Origin of the sequence: Bacillus sp. CCNWLW194 (genome assembly GCF_037120585.1) — a bacterium.
GTDB classification, from domain to species: Bacteria; Bacillota; Bacilli; order Bacillales; family Bacillaceae_G; genus Bacillus_A; species Bacillus_A basilensis.
Map to the genome: position 1 here is coordinate 60,811 of NZ_JBBBBL010000018.1, position 17,116 is coordinate 77,926.

The 17,116-nt window shown below is 30.5% G+C and carries 15 protein-coding genes and 1 pseudogene; 13 read left to right on the top strand and 3 right to left on the bottom strand.

Going from position 1 to position 17,116, the window contains the following annotated elements; all coding sequences use genetic code 11:
* The first annotated feature begins 765 nt into the window (after positions 1–765).
* From V7S50_RS28460 to V7S50_RS28480, 5 genes are all read left to right on the top strand, one after another.
* Positions 766–1,668, top strand: coding sequence for a hypothetical protein (locus tag V7S50_RS28460; protein ID WP_336376697.1), 903 nt, complete (start codon positions 766–768; stop codon positions 1,666–1,668).
* Between the two features lie 680 nt (positions 1,669–2,348).
* On the top strand, positions 2,349–5,078 hold the full coding sequence (locus V7S50_RS28465; RefSeq protein ID WP_336376696.1) for a sensor domain-containing protein: 2,730 nt from the start codon (positions 2,349–2,351) through the stop codon (positions 5,076–5,078).
* 305 nt (positions 5,079–5,383) lie between these two features.
* The gene (locus V7S50_RS28470) at positions 5,384–5,767 is read left to right on the top strand and encodes a hypothetical protein (protein WP_242256075.1); all 384 of its coding nucleotides are present in this window, start codon (positions 5,384–5,386) and stop codon (positions 5,765–5,767) included.
* A gap of 16 nt (positions 5,768–5,783) precedes the next feature.
* A complete protein-coding gene (locus tag V7S50_RS28475) occupies positions 5,784–6,422 on the top strand; it encodes a nuclease-related domain-containing protein (RefSeq protein WP_061402276.1) in 639 nt (212 codons plus the stop codon).
* Positions 6,423–6,726: 304 nt separating this feature from the next.
* Positions 6,727–7,479 (top strand): epoxyqueuosine reductase QueH, encoded by a 753-nt coding sequence (locus V7S50_RS28480; RefSeq protein WP_442896553.1) that lies wholly within the window; start codon positions 6,727–6,729, stop codon positions 7,477–7,479.
* 383 nt (positions 7,480–7,862) lie between these two features.
* Here V7S50_RS28480 and V7S50_RS28485 read toward each other — a convergent pair whose 3' ends face one another.
* From V7S50_RS28485 to V7S50_RS28495, 3 genes are read right to left on the bottom strand one after another with little or no spacing between them, the layout of a single operon-like run.
* Positions 7,863–8,510 (bottom strand): ABC-2 transporter permease, encoded by a 648-nt coding sequence (locus tag V7S50_RS28485; protein ID WP_242256034.1) that lies wholly within the window; start codon positions 8,508–8,510, stop codon positions 7,863–7,865.
* Positions 8,500–9,366 (bottom strand): ABC transporter ATP-binding protein, encoded by an 867-nt coding sequence (locus tag V7S50_RS28490; RefSeq protein WP_071729119.1) that lies wholly within the window; start codon positions 9,364–9,366, stop codon positions 8,500–8,502. The genes V7S50_RS28485 and V7S50_RS28490 overlap by 11 nt, the downstream gene beginning before the upstream one ends.
* Positions 9,363–9,746 (bottom strand): GntR family transcriptional regulator, encoded by a 384-nt coding sequence (locus V7S50_RS28495; protein WP_000706801.1) that lies wholly within the window; start codon positions 9,744–9,746, stop codon positions 9,363–9,365. Before V7S50_RS28495 ends, V7S50_RS28490 begins: the two co-directional genes overlap by 4 nt.
* Positions 9,747–10,087: 341 nt before the next feature.
* On the opposite strand from V7S50_RS28495, the gene tucA reads away from it, so the two are divergent.
* From tucA to xerS, 8 genes and pseudogenes are all read left to right on the top strand, one after another.
* Complete coding sequence (gene tucA, locus V7S50_RS28500) at positions 10,088–10,210, top strand: subclass IId bacteriocin thuricin17 (RefSeq protein ID WP_255448881.1); 123 nt, start codon at positions 10,088–10,090, stop codon at positions 10,208–10,210.
* A gap of 163 nt (positions 10,211–10,373) precedes the next feature.
* Positions 10,374–10,592, top strand: a complete 219-nt coding sequence (locus V7S50_RS28505; RefSeq protein WP_001014812.1) for a hypothetical protein — start codon at positions 10,374–10,376, stop codon at positions 10,590–10,592.
* 23 nt (positions 10,593–10,615) lie between these two features.
* A complete protein-coding gene (locus V7S50_RS28510; RefSeq protein ID WP_003266863.1) occupies positions 10,616–10,876 on the top strand; it encodes a radical SAM protein in 261 nt (86 codons plus the stop codon).
* A 248-nt stretch (positions 10,877–11,124) separates the two neighbouring features.
* Positions 11,125–11,631 (top strand): annotated as a pseudogene (locus tag V7S50_RS28515) (GNAT family N-acetyltransferase).
* 304 nt (positions 11,632–11,935) lie between these two features.
* Positions 11,936–12,340, top strand: coding sequence for a hypothetical protein (locus V7S50_RS28520; RefSeq protein WP_252209354.1), 405 nt, complete (start codon positions 11,936–11,938; stop codon positions 12,338–12,340).
* Between the two features lie 33 nt (positions 12,341–12,373).
* The gene (locus tag V7S50_RS28525; protein WP_309260461.1) at positions 12,374–12,649 is read left to right on the top strand and encodes a hypothetical protein; all 276 of its coding nucleotides are present in this window, start codon (positions 12,374–12,376) and stop codon (positions 12,647–12,649) included.
* A gap of 390 nt (positions 12,650–13,039) precedes the next feature.
* Positions 13,040–13,846 (top strand): DUF6973 domain-containing protein, encoded by an 807-nt coding sequence (locus V7S50_RS28530; RefSeq protein WP_242256028.1) that lies wholly within the window; start codon positions 13,040–13,042, stop codon positions 13,844–13,846.
* Between the two features lie 1,003 nt (positions 13,847–14,849).
* On the top strand, positions 14,850–15,926 hold the full coding sequence (xerS, locus tag V7S50_RS28535) for a tyrosine recombinase XerS (RefSeq protein ID WP_336376695.1): 1,077 nt from the start codon (positions 14,850–14,852) through the stop codon (positions 15,924–15,926).
* Positions 15,927–17,116 lie beyond the last annotated feature (1,190 nt).

The following is a 17,116-nucleotide window of genomic DNA, read 5'->3' on the forward strand; positions in this document are numbered from 1 at the left end:
AACACTCCTAAAAATTATTACAGCTTGGTAAATCTATCATTTATAGTTAAACTCATAAGTAATATGACCTAGTTTAATAGATTGGGTTGATGTTATCACTATATTACAGGTAAATAATATATGGTTGATTAAAACTATTATTTCGAAAAGAATTCACAGACATACACTTGTAGTAAGGGACTATTTGATATATTTACCAAGCTTGTGTAACCAGTATAGTTACTTATATATACGAGTGTCAATTAAAAAAGAATTACATTTTTGTAAGATAACCATGTTAATAATATAGTAAGTAATTATTATATAAGGTGAATAATTACTCATTATAATAACTATAAGGATGGATTAAATAAAGAGGGATGTTTAGCGTTATTTACCAGTTATTTATTGTGGTTTTTATTTTCGTTGGACTTCTATTATTATTTGTATTATTTGGTCATCATACTGCGAGGTTTTTTAATTTAAACAGTCACGGTGGCCTCTTACCAAATGGTGCAACAGGTTTAATTATATCTATGTTGGTCGTTATCAATTAATTATTGAAGATAATAAATTTGTTTTTAATCCTATGTAATGAGAGGGCTCTCTAGATAAAAAAATTTACTTCGTGAAAAAGTTACTTGCTATATTATTAACCTTATTACCTTACAAAAGTGTAATAATCTTTTTGTTGACGTTCTTTAAAAGGTGTAACTATAATAGTTACATGCTAATTGATAATGGAAATCAGTTGGTGAATAGATATGATTGGAGATGTTTTAGTATATGAAAAAAGTCATTTTAGCTGGTGCATTAGGAATTGCAGCATTTACAGGAAGCAATATACCAGGATTAGATTCACTAACAGCAAGTGCAGCTGTACAAGAGTTCAACACTACAGTTGAGGGGAAAGTAATAGAAGTACAGTCAAAGTATTTTATCATTGAAAGTAAAGAATTAAATGAAAGTGTAACTATTTATACTGATTTTCAAGCAAATGCAAAACCAGGTGAATATGTAAAAGTAAATAGTAATGGTCCATTACTTCAAAACGCATTTACTACAAGCTTAACGGCTAATTCTGTTGAGCATTTTGAATTAGCTCCTGGAAACTACGAACAATATACAGTAGGGCATGTAAGTGAAGTTTCTTCTAATGAGTTATTAGTTATATATATAGATAATAACGGAAATCCAGAGGATCTTCGTGTACCTCTAAAAAACACTCATAACTTTAAGGTTAATGACTTAGTGAAAGTAGAAAGTGATTTTTGGGCGAGATCCATACCACCTATAGCTGTAAATGCAAAAGTAGAAAAAGTTAAAACGCAAATTAATGATTATAGTACTAGTACTGAGTCTTTAGAAAAAGAAGGTACAACATTGAAACTAGGAATGTATGAAAAAGAAGATGGTCAACCTAATTTTGTAATCGGAGAAATTACAAAAATAGACAAAGATTATACCGATTATGTAGCTGTCAAGTACCCTTCTAAAAGTGGGAAAAATGATGTTGTTTATGTGGATTTAACACAAGGTCAACAATTTAATATAGGTGATATGGTTCGAGTAGATTTTCATGATGGATCTAATTTCCATGGAATGGATAAAACAACGTATGACCATATCCAGAAAATTAACGATAAAATTAAACAGAATACAAATAAAGAGCAATGGGTTTGGTCTTGATTTTAATAAAATAAGATTATCCATCTATAATGTATATACCAATTCAAAAAGTCTTGTAATATGTTACAAGGCTTTTTTGAATTAGTTACTTTAAAACATTATCTTCTGTTTCATTTTTATTAGCTGCTTGCAAAAATGTCATATTTCTGTCGTGGACACTCATTCATATAAGTAATTATAATTGCTCCATCAATTGGGTATATGTTACATTTATATAATTTCTCAGAGATACATGTTTATATAATGATTGTCCTGTTTATATTCTTTTGAAGGGAAAGTCTATACATACACTTAATTTCGTGAAATTTTTTTATAGAGATAAATATTTAATGCATCTAATCAGTATAAGCTTTTCTGTAATCTATTAATTTTGGAATCATGATGTTAGCATTGTACAATCCATTTGAAAGCATGCTAGAGTACTAGAAATATTTGTGGCTTTTTATGAGAAAAAGGATGCAGAGAAATATGGTAATTTATCATTTTCCGACAGAAGATTCCTTTCGTTTCATACGGTTAGAAACATTTTTATAATTCCTGTTCTATAATTGTTGAACATTAACAGGTGTAATTTGAGGTTGCTTTATTTTGAAAGAAATCTTTTGAAATGGTCATAATAGAAATAAAAATTAGAAACAAATTTAATAAAAAATGATGAAAAACTTAAGAAGGTGAATATATTGCGTAAACATTCACATGTGCAATTTTATGTATTGATATTGGCTCTAATAGCTTATTTAAGCTTTTGCTTTATATTTTTATTTGTTTTTCCGAATCAGTATTTTGTATCAGATTTTAATATACGACTCTCATCTTTAGTTGTTGAAACTATTGTACTTATTTCATTACTTTATTCTATAGTATCCAGAAAAGTTAAGTTAGGACTATTTTGGGCTTGTATTACTATTGCAATAGGGTGTTTCTTGATAGGGAATTTTATATCTGCTTTTCAAGTACTTAATGTAGAATTACCAATACAAAATTTTAATATCTCAGATGTGTTTTTGTTGTTTTTCTTATTCTTCTTTCTCTTTGCGTTCTTTTATAAAATCATGATGGAATGTAACAAGTGGGAGAAAGCATATTTACTTTGTGATCTATGCATTGTTGTTACTGCTATTTTTACATTAGAGTGGTATCTATTTAATAAACCATCTGCAAATATTTTATTCTTATCAATTGGAGATGTTTTTCTTTCATTTATTTTCCCGATTATAGATCTATTGCTTCTTTTACTAGGAGTTAGCCTTATCTTTCGACCAGCAATTTTTAATGCGAAAAGTAAATTATTTATTTTCATCTTAGTATTAACTGGATTGTCTATTACGGATTATTTATATTTCTATTTACAAGATGATTTATCACATCGTTCACTCATATTATTAAGGTGTTTGTATAGAGTTTTTCTATTATTTATTGCCATTGCCGCTACTATCCCAAGGAGTGCATCTTCTAGAAGAAATTATTTTATTATTAATCCGACATTTGGAAAGAAACTTCTTGTCATATTTCCGTATCTTGCAGTTGCAATCTTAATTGGTTTTACTTTGAAAGAGCAAACTGCTTCATCTACACTGATTACGGGCAATTGTATTGCTTTTGTATTTGTACTGATTCGTCATACAATTGTACGAATGCAAAACAAAGATTTAACCGAGACCTTAAAAGTGTTTAATAATCAATTAGAACAAACAGTATCTCAAAGAACAAGGGATTTAATAAACAAATCTAATGATTTGATAAAAAATCAAGAGAGATTTAAGTCTTTATATGAGTATCATCCAGATCCTATTTTAACGATTGATTCAAATGGTATCGTATTAAATATAAATCAGGCTGGAAGTATGTTATTAGGAAAAGAAAGTGCTGCATTAATAGGGGAAGAGTGCTTCTCTATTTTTTTAGATGAAGATAAATCTGAATTGGAATCGGCTATAAAGAAAGGGAAACGATGTAGTTCATCTTCGTTACAGTTACGTGTGAAAAATAACAATGAGAAGGATATACTTTTTTGGTATGTCACTATAGTTCCTATTATGATAGAAGGACAAGCCTTTGGGAGCTATGTAATGGTAAAAGACATAACGAAGATGAAACAACAACAGGAAGAGATAAATTATCTTGCATTCCATGATACGGTGACGGAGATTGGAAATCGTATATTCTTTCAACAAGAATTAGATAGATCCATTAAGCGTGCACAAAAAACAAAGGATAAGTTTGGCCTCTTGTATATAGATTTAAACCGTTTTAAGACTATTAATGATACACTGGGTCATTCGATTGGTGACAGGGTTTTAAAAGAAGTTGCCAAACGTTTTAGGACATGTCTGTCACCGCCTCTTCCTCTAGCAAGAATAGGTGGTGATGAGTTTGCAATCATAGTCCATAACCGCACAGAGAAACAGCTATTGGATTTATGTGAAACTCTATTTCGTATAACTGAAGAACCATTTGTAGTAAATCAGCATAGTTTTTACTTATCTCTTAGTATAGGAATAGCAGTGTATCCATTTGGAGGAATAAATACTACTACACTTTTACAACACGCTGATATCGCTATGTATAGTGCAAAGGAAAAAGGTAACAATGCTGTTTGTATGTATGACGAGACATTATCTCAAAAAGTAACTCGTCGATTACGATTAGAACAGGATTTACCAAATGCAATTGAAAATAATGAATTGTTTTTATTGTATCAACCACAAATTGATAGTAAGGCAGGTAAGGTTATTGGTGCAGAGGCTTTAATACGTTGGCAACATCCAGAGCTTGGGCTGATTTCTCCTTTTGAGTTTATACCTATAGCAGAAGAAACGTCGCAGATTATTTCAATTGGGAAGTGGACGTTACAGAAAGCGTGTCGACAACTGAAAGAATGGCATTCTGCGGGCTTTTCAAATCTAAAGATGGGGATAAATTTATCAGCTATAGAGTTTGAACAGAAAGATTTTGTTCAAATAATTATATCTACCATAGGAGAAATAGGAGTACCTGCTAATTCGATTGATTTGGAATTAACAGAGCGAATAGCAATGGTAGATGAAAAAGAAACCTTAGCGAAGTTAAAAGCATTAAAATCATATGGTGTACATTTATCAATAGACGATTTTGGTACAGGTTATTCTTCATTAGCGTATCTGCCTCTTTATCCAATTGATACTTTGAAAATTCCAAGAGAATTTGTTAATAGGATTGGAATTTCTACTGACGGAGATGAAATTATACAAACCATTATTTCACTTGCTCACACTTTAAACATGAAAGTGGTAGCAGAAGGGGTAGAAACGAAGGAACAATTAACAGTGTTACAACGTAATGCATGTTATCTAATTCAAGGTTATTACTACAGTAAGCCTGTAAATGAAGATGAATTTATTAATTTTTTAAATACGACACAAAATAAATAAGTCCAAAAAAATATATGAATTAAAGTGAGAAGACGTTCTACTCATATGGAGTAGAACGTTTTTCTTATGTTTACTTTCAGAAGGTATGCAGTTAGGCTTCTGTTTTTGAGAGTAAATTTAGTATCCATATTCTCATTATTAGATTTGTTGTGAACTACACGCCACTTAGGAAAGTTTGAAGTGGGGGATTCTCAGTTCCATGGCGAAAGTAAGCTTTCGGCTCCCTGATCGTTACTTAGGGGTGTTTCACCCTAGATGTCCTTCGTATGATTGTTCTTTTGGTACATTTGAAAAGACTGTTTGTTTTGAAAAGAAATCGAGAATATATTGTTTTGCGAAATTCCATTTTAATTGGTTGGCTGCTCACAATTATTGTTATGGGCCTATCTGTCTATTTTTCTTCCATTACGTATTTATTAATCGGTTGTTTCATTCTGTCCCTAAAATACGGATTAATGGGCACAATAAAGAATGTAGAAAAACGTTTATCTACATGGGCTAACTTTTGTACCATTGAAAAGCCAGTAAATAGAAGGGTAACTAGACCCTTTCAGTTTCGGGGTGGACTCCTTGTATCTTTAGCGTTTGGATTCGTAGAAATGGTGATAAAAGGCTTATGTATCTCATATTTTATTTTAGGATTAGAAACGTATGTATATCGTTTGATGCGCAGAAATGCAAGAGTGTGAAAAGGAGGCTTCTATTATGAAAGTATTGATATTCGAATTGATTCTCATTATGATTCTGATTCCTTTGAACATCGTTTTAAAAAAACATGTACCGAAATGGAAAGGGAAAGCCGGGGAAAAACTAGTGAAACGTATATTGGGCAAATTGGATCCCACAAGTTATTATGTATTACATGATGTGACGGTTCATACTGAGTATGGTGATACAACGCAAATTGACCATATTGTTATTGCGGAAACAGGTGTATTTGTTATAGAGACGAAGAACTATGAGGGCTGGATCTATGGAAGTGAGAAATCAGCAAGGTGGACACAGGGTATTTTTAGAAAGAAATCCTCTTTTCAAAACCCATTTCGACAAAACTATAAACATATTAAGGCAATTGAGTGGTTGATGGAAAAACAGCTGCCGTGTATCTCGATTGCAGCGTTTCATCCAAAATGCAGTCTAAAAAGGGTAAATGTTCATTCGAAAAATAAACATATCTTATATTATAACGATCTGAAAACATGTATCGAATCCTATATTGGTTTGAAACTAACAAAAGACGAGGTTAAGCATATCTATCAAACTATTTTGCGAGCTAACATTACCAATAAGGACATTGAGAAGAAAGATGTGAAGTATTTACAGAATAAGTTCGCTAAACTATAAGAAACGGAAAAAGGAACAATGTTATATTTAATAGGATTTTTGGTAATCATCGTAGTAGTTATTCGTCTTAATGTGAAGTATTATCAGTTAAAAGGTAACCCAAAAGATTTTTTGATGAAAAAGAATGATTAAAAATATATTTTAGCCATAAAGGTAATAGACTACGTACATTATTTAGACCGTCATTAAAAATCCATGAGAACCGTTTTAAGACTGATAAATAGATGAGTATAACTATATTTGTATTTATAGATGTAAATGATAAAATAAATAAAAATAAATAGGAGGTTTAGTTGTGAAAGAAGTGATAGATGTTGAAACGTATTTACAAAAAATGAAGAATCAGAAAATAAATTATGACAAAGTATTAAGAAAAATGATAAAAGATTGGGAAGTAGGAAATGAAAGACCAAAAGTGTTACTTCATTCGTGTTGTGCTCCTTGTAGTACTTCTTCATTGGAATTTCTTGCAGAACATGCAGATGTTACAATCTTCTTCTCAAATTCAAATATCCATCCGAAAAGTGAATATATGCGACGCTCTAATGAACAAAAGATTTTTGTAGACAAGTTTAATAATCGTACAGGGCACACAGTAGGATTTATTGAAGATGACTATCGTTCAAATGTATTTTTTAAAATGGTAAAAGAGGAAGGTTTGGCAGAAGAGCCAGAAGGTGGGATTCGTTGTTCAGCTTGTTTTGATATGAGATTGGATCGTTCAGCTAAGGTAGCACAAGAAAGGGGATTTGATTACTTCGGTAGTGCGATTACTCTTTCTAAAAATAAAAATAGTCAATTAATAAATGAACTTGGAATCGGTGTGCAACAAAATTATGATTCACGTTATTTACCAAGTGATTTCAAAAAAAGTAACGGATATCAACGCTCAATTGAAATGTGTAATGAATATGACGTGTTCCGTCAGTGTTATTGTGGATGTTCATTTGCAGCAGAAAAACAAGGTATAGATTTACGATCGGTGAACAAAGATGCAATAAATTATCTGAAAGAAAATAATCTTAGTGTGAACTACTCGCCACTTAGCAAAGCTTGAAGTGGGAGCTTCTCAGTTCCGCGACGAAAGTAACCTTTCGTCTCCCTGAGCGTTACTTCGGGGTGTTCCACCCTAGATGTCCAATGCATGGATGCTCTTTTGGTACGGTTGATATTTTACGCAGGAACCGAATGGCTTGGTTTTCGCACTCTATTTTCTTCCTGCAACCTTCTATATCAAGTTATCAAAGAACTTCATATAGCAAGTTTATCAAAAGTTTTTGGCTATGCCAAACCGAAAGTCATCTCCCACCTATCGTAGGGCTACGCCCTTCACACGCTTGAGGAAGGAGAATTCTTTCGGGGAATACGTTAAATAAAAGGGAATGAGTAATTAAATATATAAAGTATTTAATTACTCATTCTTATGATTTTAAATTTAAATTATAAATCTTTCTTTGTATATACTTTTAGAGATATTATCATTGATATAAAACCAATAATAATTGAGATGAAACAAGGCATCCATGTTAGGACAGTTGGTGAGAATGGAAAAATACTTTTGAAATCAATATTGCTTGATTGTAGTCCCCTTATAAGAGTAGGAGCAACAAAAGGTATTAAAAAAGCAGTTAAAAGTGATATGATTTTTGTTTTGTCATAACCAAATTTAAACTGAACAGGAAGTAGTACACCAAATAAAATACTTAGAGTTAAAAACGTTATTCCAAGAGCACTAGCGCTAAGGCTTTCTATACTCAATGGGGCGACAACTGAAATGATTATACGAATAATAGCTGCACAAATAAAAATTACAAAAAGAAAAAGGTACTTCGCTTTTACAAATGCGCTTCGAGTGTACGGGGTAGCACAAAGTAAAGCCGCTCCCTTGTACTGATCCTCAAATTTGGATACTGTTCCGAACAAAATATATTCCATCAAAATAACGGTTAAAAGAAAGCTAACAAGACCGCCATCGTTTAATTGTAATTGTGAAGAAAGATAAATAGGAGCTATAGCAGCAAAAACGAGTAAGATTAGAAAATATTTTTTGACTAACAAAAAGTCTTTCATCACTAGGTTAATTAACATGGATGTTCCCCCCAATATATGAAAGCATAATATCCTCAATAGTTGGTCTTTCTATTAATACATCAGGCATGAGTCGACGTACATCATCTTTTTTATTAGTAATCCCTTCAAATCCATAGTGAGTTTGATGTAAATTTAAAAAAAGAGGCCTTGTTTGTTCATTAATTAAGCGGTTGTCGCCCTTTACCAATGCATGTGTGTCTATTAAAACATCTTTTTCATCATTAACTAAAACTTTTCCATTATCAATTAAAATAATCATATCAGCAATTTTATCTAAATCTGATGTAATATGAGTGGAAAAAAATACGCTTTTCCCCGGCTCTTTCATGAAATCAAGGAGAATATCCATTAATTCACTTCGTACTAATGGATCTAAGCCACTTGTTGGTTCATCCATTATTAATAGATCTGCATGATGGGATAGGGCTAATGCAACTGCAAATTTCATTCGCATTCCTTTGGATAGGGTGGAGATTTTTTGTTCTAGATTTAAGTTAAACTTTTTAATGTAATTTTGGAAAACTGGTTCATCCCATTCAGTGTAGGATGGAGCAATAACATTTTTCATTTCCTTTACTGTTAATTCATCATAAAAATAGCCCTCATCTAGCACGATACCAATTTTGTTTTTAGACTTTCTTTCATGCTTATCCATATCTTTTCCTAGAAAATTAATTTTCCCAGAATCTTTTAAAATGAGGCCCAAAATCGCTTTAATTGTAGTGGTCTTTCCAGAACCATTTGTACCGATAAATCCTGTTATACAGTCTGTGTTAAGTGAAAAGGTAACATCTTTTAACGAAAAATTCCCGTAAGATTTATTTAAATTATTTACTTCTAACACAACATTCATTTTTCATTCTCCTCCTCTAAAATTAAATCTAAAATTGAATGGAGATCATCTGCATGAATACCTATACTACGAGCCATTTGACAAACTTCAGTAAGTTTAACTTCTACCATCCGGCGTTTGGACTCCATTAACAACTCTAAATTTGTAGGAGCTACATAGGTCCCTTTTCCAACCTTTGTTATTATAAAGCCTTCTGTTTCTAATTCTGCATAAACTCTTTTTGTAGTAAGTACACTTACATGTAAGTCGTTAGCAAGTGAGCGGATTGATGGTAATTGTTCACCCTCTTTTAATTCATTGTTAAATATAGATTCTTTAATTTGCTCCTTTATCTGTTGATATAAAGGCATACTTGATACATTACTTAATACTATTTTCATTAAACAACCTCTCTATCGATAAGTGTTATGGTACGACATACACACCATACACACCATACACAGTTAATATTATAAATTATAAAAAATAGATTAACAATATATAATGCGATTAAATTGTTTGAAAGTTAACTTGAATAAATTATTCATAAATAAAATTTTTGTTATCAGTTAATAAAGATATTTGCTATTTTAAATAAATCAAAAAGAAAGTTTTGTAAATATATGTAACGAGATGTTAAATAAACAAACAAAAAATGTTTAAAATTTTTTGTATGTGTTTAGAAAACATGGGGAGTTATACTTTAGTCGCACCACACAATACAGAAAAGGAGGTAGGTCAAATGGAAACACCAGTAGTACAACCAAGGGATTGGACTTGTTGGAGTTGCTTAGTATGTACGGCATGTTCTGTGGAGTTATTAAATCTAGTTACTGCGGCAAATGGAGCTAGTACTGCAAGTTAAAACTTTAAAATGTGAGAGTGTTTATGGTGAAATTAAATTAGGACTTATTCTATAAACAAACAGTGATGTTAAGAATAAGTCCTATAAATTTATCAAAAATGAGTATGGGATTTTGTAATACATAAACTAAAAACAACTTAAAATTTTATAGGAGATGATTAAAGTGAATGGTTATCTATTTTGGAAAGAGAAGCTGGAAATAAGAAAATTCACATCAAATTATGAATCTATGTTGGTTGTTCATAAAAATCCTAACGAAAGCGCTCCCACACTCAAAAACGAAAACACATTTACGATAAATAAAACCGCCACTGAAATTATTGAATTAATTGATGGTACTAAAACATATGGACAAGTTGTATCTTTCTTACCTTTAAAATAAAGTGAAGATCCAAAGTTTACAATATGAACATTGGTATGCAAGAAGAACCTATAAATGTACCAGTTAATTTAATTGAAGAACAAACTATATATCCAAAAGTGGCTTCAATTGAAATCACAAATAGATGTAATGTAAGATGTCGTCATTGCTATGGAGATTTTGGGGCAGTAAAGCCAAAAGTAATGAGCTTAGATCAAATAAAATCATTATTAGATGACTTAAATCATATAGGAGTGAAATTAATTGAACTTACGGGCGGTGATATAACAGTACATCCAATCTAAAAGAGATATTGTTATATGCATTTACCTTGGATTTTTCTCAAATAACACTGGTGACCAATGGTATAGCTCTTTCTGATAAAGTCATGGACATAATAATAAAAAATAAGTCGAAAACATTTGTGCAGATTGATATGCATAGTTTAGATGATAATTATTTGACTTGGTTCTTTAAAGTTCCTAATACACTTCATAAAATTAAAAATAACATTCTGAAATAAAGTAACGATTTTTTGAGGGGAGAGAAGTAAATGTTTATAGAAGCAAAAAGATTACTAATACGAAAATTTGAATTCAAGGATTGGGAAGCTGTTCATGAGTATACATCAGATAGCAATGTTATGAAATACATACCTGAAGGGATTTTTACTGAAGAAGATACAAGAAACTTTGTAAATAAAAATATAGGTGAAAATGCTAAGAACTTTCCTGTGATACTAATAGATGAAAATATCCTCATTGGTCATATTGTTTTTCATAAATATTTTGGTGAACATACTTATGAGATTGGTTGGGTATTCAATCCTAAATATTTCAATAAAGGATATGCTTCTGAAGCAGCACAAGCTACATTGAAATATGGGTTTAAGGAAATGAGATTACATAGAATTATAGATACATGTCAGCCACGAAATACTCCTTAATATCGATTGATGGAGAAAATTGGAGTGAGAAGAGAGGGCTATTTCAGGAAGTGTATACCGCATGGAAAAGAATGGTGGGATGAATATTATTACGCTATTTTAGAAGAAGAGTAGTGTCTCAGAGCTCATTATTTAAATCTAAATCATAATTGAAATTGTACTTTGGTGCTTTCATACCTAAAGTAGTTCATTTCTCTTATGCTGGACCGTAAATGCCGGGTACTTTTAAATTAGCTTAGCGTATCAGAGGTAAAATCTGCACGAGAGGAAATAATCCCAATTGCAGTGACAGTTTGCTTTTTCATTATTTCTCAGTTACTTAATTTTCTCAAAAAAGACTATCTTCTTGCTTGTGCATAGAGATAGTCTCCTTAATGATTAATTAGTCGTTGAAGAATTATATGAACATCTATGTGAAATGGAATTTAGTAATTTTATAGAATTACTTCCTGCATTGCGTCCATGTTATTATTCGATTTCTTCTTCGTCGAGATTTAAGGATAAAAAAGTAAGTATTACAGTTAGTGTTGTTGCAGACAATGCATGGAGTGGGAAAGGAACGTACAAAGGTATTGCTTCTACCTATTTAGCCCAGCTTAAAGAAGGTGATTCGATTACATGTTTAATTTCAAATTCACAGGCTGGCTTCAAACTTCCGAAAAATCCAAAAACCCCGATTATTATGGTGGGGCCAGGAACAGAAATTGCCCTGTTTAGAGATTTTCTGCAAGCTCGAAAGTCAATGAAAATTAATGGTGAATCATTAGGTGAAGCGCATCCCTGTTTTGGGTGTCGTTCACCTAAAGAAGATTACCTATATTAAGAAGAACTTGAGCAAACATAGAAAGAAGGAATCGTGGTTCTGCACACAGCTTTTTCTCGAATGAACAATCAGCAGAAAATATACGTTCAACACTTAATAAAACAAGCTGCTGAAAAGGTGATTAATTTACTTAATCAAGGTGCTCACATCTATATATGCGGTGATGGACGAAAGATGGCGCCTGATGTAGAAAATACGCTTATAAAAAGTTACTCTGATATTTACAATGTGAGTGAGTCAGAAGCACGTGCATGGCTACAAAGATTAGAAGAAGAGCATTATTTTGTTAAAGATGTTTGGGTGGGATAATTAGGGGTTTTTTATTAATCGTTGCACGATTTAACACTTTGAATAGAATTGTGAAACAACAATAAGACTAGGAAACTGGGAAATTCCATTTGAAATTGTTTTCTATAGCATATGCACATCAAAAATAAAGAAAAGTTCTAAAAGTTGTTATAGAAATCCTATTTATCTTCAATATTTTAAAAATTACAAAATTATATTTGGAAACAAGTTGTATAAATGTTAAAATAAGATATAAGAATGAAAGGATTCCTCGAAATGTATAATTCTTTTATTTTTTTCTTGCTTAAATGTGTAACTTTTTAAATAAAGTTTTACATAAAAATATTAATATTTTCAGGTCATTATTAGAATTTATATGAATCTGAATGTAAGGAAGGTTTTGGGGATAATATGAGAAAAAATCAAAGCTTAAAACGTTTAGGAGTTACGGCATTAACTATGGGATTATTAGGTGCAGGGATTCTACCAAGTAATTCTTATGCAGATGAAGGGGATATTACTCAAGTACAATCAATTTCGTCTAACAAACCTACAGAAGGACGAGTATTGAATTATATTGATGCCAAAGAAAGTAATGAATTTCTGACTGATAAGGAAGTTAAATCAATTAATCTATCTACTTTAAATGCTATATATCAAGAAGTGAAAAACATTACTGTCAGCAAATCCGAAGACGAACTAAATCGAATTGTAGCTGAAAAGATTAAAAATAATCAATCAGTATCACTTCGCTCCGCATATTCATTTCAAATACCTGGATTTGGAACATTAACTGATGCTGAAGTTGATTTGGCCAAGAAAAATCCATTCGAATTTGTAACTTATGGGGCTTGCTCCGTTTTAGCGAAAACAACTTCAGAGAAATACTACAGCAACTCAACACTTTATCAAGGAAATGGTGATGCTTTTAGGCACTCTTTTTGGAATGCAGTCCTTTCTAAAGAATTAGGTGCTATTAAAGGTCGTGATGTGGGTGTTGCAAGAGCAAAAGTTTGGACAGATGCCCATGAGCAATATTCTAGTGGCGTTGATAAGGAAATGGACCTGTATAATAATGAAGTTGGTAGAATGATTGCTTATAACAATTATTCATGGAGCATTAATCAATATAGTAGTCACATAAGAAATGAAGTTGCAAATGGTTCAATGGTTAGAATCGCTGAAGACAAACTAGTTAGAACTAATGGCGATCTTTAATAAAATATCTTAATAAAAAAGAATTTATACTATATAAATGTTTTTTCTTTCGTATAAGGCAGAATCAATATGAGATAAGAGAATTCATATTAAAAATACCCTATAGAATAATCTATTCTATAGGGTATTTTTAATATAAAGAGAGAATAATTGGAATCAATAAAGATTCCAATTATCTACATTCTTTTTTTAAAAACAAAAAGTTGGTTGTTTCTGAAATAAACTTTTTGTGCAAATAATGAGCTTTTCAAAATTAACGTACGAATAATACTAGGAAAGGTTAAGTGATAAGCTTAAGTTATAAAAATGTACTGATATAGTAAACACTCCAAGCCATTAGTTAATAATAGAACATTATGGAGTGTTTAAATTTTTACAAAATGAATACAGTGAAGTTTGTAAATAGAAGGGTGTGATTATTTAATCTAAAAAAATAAATAACAAGTTCGCACGAAATACCAATTTTACGAACAATAAGATGTGTAAATAAAAATCAAATACAGTACTTAGGGATTTCTAGCTCAATTGCATATATCTCCGTATATTAGTATGTGTCTATATAATTCATATTTTATATAGAAATTATTAATTTTTGAATTACTCATTGAAAATTTTTATAGTAAATTACATTTAAATTTATAAAGGTTTTTCTTATGTTGATCTATTTAACTCCTTATAATCATGATTAAATTAACCAATCCGTATTTTATAACAACTTTTTAAAAATTTTCATGTATTCATTTTGTATGAATTTATACATGAAAACTGTTTTATTTTGCACAACTGTAAATGTGATTTTTGTACTAATTTTTATAGCTTAATACAGATTTATCACGTGCTTATCTATAATTTTATTAGAATGACTACACTATCCTTATTTAATTTCGAGTATATTTTAGCATTCCATAATTTAATTATGTAAATAAGTCTGTGTAAAAATTGAATTTAACGCGAACTTGTGTTCGCTTCTGTTTTCTGTTATATTATATATGAGGTGATTTTTATGGACTACAGCAAGCAACGTCAAAAATCCGTACATCGTAAAAAATTATACGAAAATCTAGATGAAATGCCTTTTTACATAGAAGAATTTGTGGAGCATAAAGAATTGCATGATGCCTCTCCCTCCACCCTACTGAATTATGTATATGATTTTAGAGTCTTTTTTAATTGGCTATTATCCGAACAAATTATTGAATTAAAGCCCATTAAAGACATATCCTTCTCCGATTTAGAGAATTTAAAGAAAAAAGATGTTGAGAACTTCATGAGGTTTCTAAAACTGCAACAAAACATGCAAAATTCCTCAGTTAACAGAAAAATTTCGGCCTTAAAATCTTTATTTAAGTACCTTACCTCCCTATCAGAAAATGAAGATGGAGAATGCTATTTTTATAGAAATGTAATGGCTAAGATCGAAATACATAAAGATAAAGAAACATTAAATGCCCGCGCAAAACGTATGAGATCTAAAATATTTCATAATGATGACGATCAAGAGTTTTTAAATTACGTTAAGTATGAGCATGAAAAATCTTTAACAAAACATCAGTTGTTCTATTTCTTGAGAGATAAAGATCGGGATGTAGCAATCCTCTCCCTTTTTCTTGGTAGTGGTATTCGTGTAAGTGAATTGGCTGATCTTCGTATGGAAGATATAAATTTAAAAGAAAGGCTAATTGATGTGATCCGAAAAGGAAACAAAGAAGATTCTGTATGGATTACCCCAATCGCATTGAATGATTTAGAAAAGTATATGGGAATTAGAGATAACAAATATGCTCCAGGGAAAGAATTAAAAAATGTATTTTTATCAAAGTATAAACATACTGCACAACCTCTTTCGGTTAGAGCTATCCAGGATATAGTAGAAAAATATACTAAAGCCTATGGTAAAAAAATGTCTCCTCATAAATTAAGACACACATTGGCAAATAAATTATACATGGAAGAAAAAGACTCGTTACAAGTGATGCAGCAACTTGGGCACACGAGTCAAGATACAGCTTTGTTATACACTCAGCTTGGAGAAACAACTATTAAAGATAGTTTAGGAAGAATTGGAAAAAACAAAGAATAAAAGTTCAGCGATATATAATTGCTGAACTTTTATTCTTTTCCTTCTCCTTAATAAATCGATTCGACTGCCATATATAATTCACATAAAAATTGATTTTATTATGTAAAAAATACATAGTTTAAATTCTAATTTAATCAGGATTTAAAAACTCTCTTGTTAGAAAAACGAGATGAAATATGAAGGTCTAAATTCTCATAATTATTGATTATGTTAAATATATTTTTAACAAATGTTTAAGTATTTGTTTATGTAACTTCAAATGTTGAAATACATAAACAAAATAAGGTTGTTTTTCCTATTTATTCTTTTTAACCTTGAGTTACTTCTATTAAATTAATAAATATTACTAAGTGCTGATTAACCCAAAAGTCGATTGTCTGCTGACAATCGACTTTTAATTCTAATCGTTATTGTATTCGTTAAATGTGAATTTAACGAACACTTGAGGAGATGGGAGTTACCTCCCCTTTTTGATTGTTGTACAAGAACAAGAATCTCTAAACTATTTAGACAAGAAAGTCTAAACTTTCACTTTGACGTATTTGTTAAAGCAAGAAATTATAAACTAATATATATTTCTTTACTTTGGAACTTTTTATAAAAATTTGTATAAAATAGAGTGAAATTAGAGATGTATTAAGTTGAAAATGGTATCTTTTTAAACAAAAACCTAGTTTTTACTAGGTTTTTGTTTAACTCATTTATGTTCTACATAAGAAATCACAAAATAAAAAATTTATTAAAAATATTTACATTCTAACACTTTTTTTAAATCCAACATAAAATACTATGAGCATTTACAACATAGTTGGGGTCATTAATAAAAAAACACAGTAATTGCTGTGTTTTTTTATTGAAACTGTGAAAGTATACTTCTATTCAAAGATTTACTTTCAAATATTGTAATATTACTGGCTAAGTAGTTTAGAGTTTCTTGTCCTATTTTCAAAAAGTTTAGACTTTCTTGTTCCGTTATTGAGACATGAAAGTACCTATGAAATTTATGATATTGGCTATTTATCAATGATTGTTAATGAGATTTTATATAATATCCATTTAACCTAATGTTAAACCAAATAAATGAATTCGAAAGAATATAATTTATTTAAAGAAAAATCCCCAAAAATATGAATTTTTAGGGATTAAATGCATTATATGTATCAATGGTTTACCACTTGTTTCATTTTTTT